Annotated in this window: 3 protein-coding genes; all 3 read right to left on the reverse strand. The window is 66.1% G+C overall.

The genetic code is table 11. The features are described 5' to 3' along the window. Positions 1-34 precede the first annotated feature (34 nt). The 3 genes from VOI19_RS17510 to VOI19_RS17520 are packed head-to-tail and all read right to left on the reverse strand — an operon-like array spanning position 35 to position 2,784. On the reverse strand, positions 35-880 hold the full coding sequence (locus VOI19_RS17510; protein WP_323794231.1) for an ABC transporter ATP-binding protein: 846 nt from the start codon (positions 878-880) through the stop codon (positions 35-37). Next, positions 873-1,817 carry an ABC transporter ATP-binding protein gene (locus tag VOI19_RS17515; RefSeq protein WP_323794232.1) on the reverse strand — a complete coding sequence of 315 codons (945 nt, stop codon included), beginning with the start codon at positions 1,815-1,817 and terminating at the stop codon, positions 873-875. The genes VOI19_RS17510 and VOI19_RS17515 overlap by 8 nt, the downstream gene beginning before the upstream one ends. Next, positions 1,807-2,784: a branched-chain amino acid ABC transporter permease gene (locus VOI19_RS17520; RefSeq protein ID WP_323794233.1), complete on the reverse strand. Its 978-nt coding sequence runs from the start codon at positions 2,782-2,784 to the stop codon at positions 1,807-1,809. The genes VOI19_RS17515 and VOI19_RS17520 overlap by 11 nt, the downstream gene beginning before the upstream one ends. Positions 2,785-2,861 lie beyond the last annotated feature (77 nt).

Genomic DNA, 2,861 nt, shown 5'->3' on the forward strand with positions numbered 1-2,861 from the left:
TCGTGTGGTGTCGAGCGGCGCGAGCGCCGGCGAGCTAGTCCTTCTTGGCCAGGGTGCCGAGGTAGAGCTCGATCACCTTGGGGTCGGTCGAGAGCTCGCGACCCGTGGCGGTGTAGGCGTTGCGACCCTGGTCGAGCACGTAGCCGCGGTCACAGATCTGCAGGCACCGGGCGGCGTTCTGCTCGACCATGACCACGCTGACGCCGGCTTTGTTGATCTCGCGCGTCTGGACGAACACCTCGTCCTGGAGCGCGGGGGAGAGGCCGGCCGACGGCTCGTCAAGCAGCAGCACCGAGGGGTCCATCATGAGGGCGCGCCCCATGGCGACCATCTGTCGCTCACCACCTGACAGCGAACCCGCCCGCTGACCACGACGGGTGCCGAGCGCGGGGAAGATGCTGGTGACGAAGTCGAAGCGCTCCGAGAACTTGCTGGGGGCCTGGTAGCAGCCCATCTGCAGGTTCTCCCCGATCGTCAGGCTCGGGAAGACGTTGTTGTTCTGCGGCACGAAGCCGATGCCCTTGGTCACGAGGGCGTCGGAGCGCATGTTGGTGATCTCCTCCCCGCGCAGCTCCACCTTCCCGGTGTGGATCTTCACCAGACCGAAGAGCGCCTTCAGGAGCGTCGACTTGCCCGCACCGTTGGGCCCGATGATCGCCACGAGCTCGCCGGGCTGGCAGTAGAGATCGGCTCCGTTGAGGATGTTCACCCCGGGCACGTAGCCCGCGATGAGGTCGTCCGCGCGAAGCACGGCTCCGTCCGCGGCGGCCAGGTGCGCCTTGCGGGCAGCCGCCGCGCGCTCCTCTGCCGCAGCGTCGGTCGGCACGACCTCGGACGACTCGAGGTCATCCAGCGACTGCTCGTTGCTCGGTTCACTCATGCTTCTTGCCCTTCTTCGACTGCTGGAGCTCCGCGTCGGCCTCGGCCATGAGCTCGTCGGGGTCGATCTCGGTGATGTCGGTGTCGTGGTGGGCGCCGAGGTAGGCGTCGATGACCCGCTGGTCACCCATGACGGACTCGGGCGGACCCTCCGCGATGACCTGGCCCTGGGCCATGACGATCACCCAGTCGGAGATGTCGCGCACCATGTCCATGTCGTGCTCGACGAAGAGCACGGTCATGCCGTCAGCGCGCAGCGACTTCACGTGCCCGAGCAAGGACTGCTTGAGGGCGGGGTTGACCCCGGCCATCGGCTCGTCGAGCATCACCAGCTCGGGTTCGACCATCAGCGCGCGGGCCATCTCGAGGAGCTTGCGCTGACCGCCCGAGAGCGAGCCGGCGAAGTCGGCCTCCTTGGCATCGAGCTTGAAGCGCCGGAGCAGCTCGCGAGCCCGCTCGGAGATCTCGTCCTCCTGCGCCTGCCAGAGGAAGCGGAAGGGACCGGCCCAGAACTTCTCGCCGAGCTGTCCGGTCGCACCCAGACGCATGTTCTCGATGACCGTGAGCTTGGAGAGGACCTTGGTGAGCTGGAAGGTGCGCACCATGCCGAGACGAGCGACCTTCGAGGACGAGACGCGCTTGAGCGACTTGCCGTTGAAGCTCCGGTCGCCGGTGTCTGCCTGGTCGAAACCGGTGAGCAGGTTGAAGAACGTCGTCTTTCCCGCTCCGTTGGGTCCGATCAGGGCGGTGATCACACCACGCTGGATCTCGAGGTGGTCGACGTCGACGGCCTTGAGACCGCCGAACTGACGCGTGATCTTGTCGGCGATCAGGATGGGGTCGGGCTTGGGCACTCCCGGGCGGCGTTCGATCCCGTCGAGCGCCGCCGCGGCGGCCTCGGGGGATGCCTGGGCGGGCTTTCCGGTGTCAGCGGGCATCGAGGGCGATCTCCTTCTTGTCACCGAACAGTCCTTGTGGGCGGTAGATCATCAAGAGCATCAGAGCCAGGCCGACGGCGGCGAAGCGAAGGTTACCGATGCGGGTGTTGTCGAGCAGGCCGTCAGGCATCCACGACAGCGCCGACAGGTCGGCCAGGATGACGGCGATCAGCGACAGCAGCGACCAGAAGATCACCGCTCCGGCGACCGGCGAGAGCACGCGGGCCGCGCCACCGAGGATCAACATGGTGAACGCGATGAACGTGAACTCGGTGTTGAAGGTGTCGGGCTGCACCGAGGCCAGACCGAGGGCTCCGATGAACCCGCCGGTCGAGCCGATCAGACCACCCAGGATGAGGGCCTGCAGCTTGTAGGAGTAGACGTTCTTGCCGAGCGCGGTGACCGCATCCTCGTCCTCGCGAATGCTCTTGAGCACGCGGCCCCACGGGCTGCGCATGATGGCGAACAGGAAGAGGCAGATGAGCAGCACCAGGATCCAGCCGACGGTCATGACCCACAGGTCAACCCGGTTAAAGGTCAGGAACCTGCCCATGTCAGTGGGGTAGGGATTCCAGGAGCGGAAGGTCCCGGTGAAGCCGCTGACACCGTCACGGGCGTTGAAGTAGTCCTTGAACGAGGTGGTGAAGATGAGTCTGACCACCTCGGCGACGGCGATCGTGACGATGGCCAGGTAGTCGGCGCGTAGTCGGAGCGTCGGGATACCCATGACCAGCGAGAGCAGCACGGATGCGACGAGCCCCAGCAGGATCGCGAGGAAGAAGGGCACGTCGAACGAGACGATCGTGACGGCCATGGCGTAGCCGCCCACAGCGGAGAAGGCGGCCTGACCGAAGTTCAGCAGGCCGGCGTAGCCGAAGTGGACGTTGAGCCCCATGGCGGCCAGCACGAAGCTGATGGCGATGGGGGAGAACCCGTCGTGGAGCGGGATCGAGATGAAGTCGGGCATGAGTGGTCCTTTCGCCTCAGCCGATCCGTTCCCGGCGGCCGAGCAGGCCCTGGGGTCGGACGAGAAGGATGAGGATG

Origin of the sequence: Nocardioides sp. (assembly GCF_034670285.1) — a bacterium.
GTDB lineage: Bacteria > Actinomycetota > Actinomycetes > Propionibacteriales > Nocardioidaceae > Nocardioides.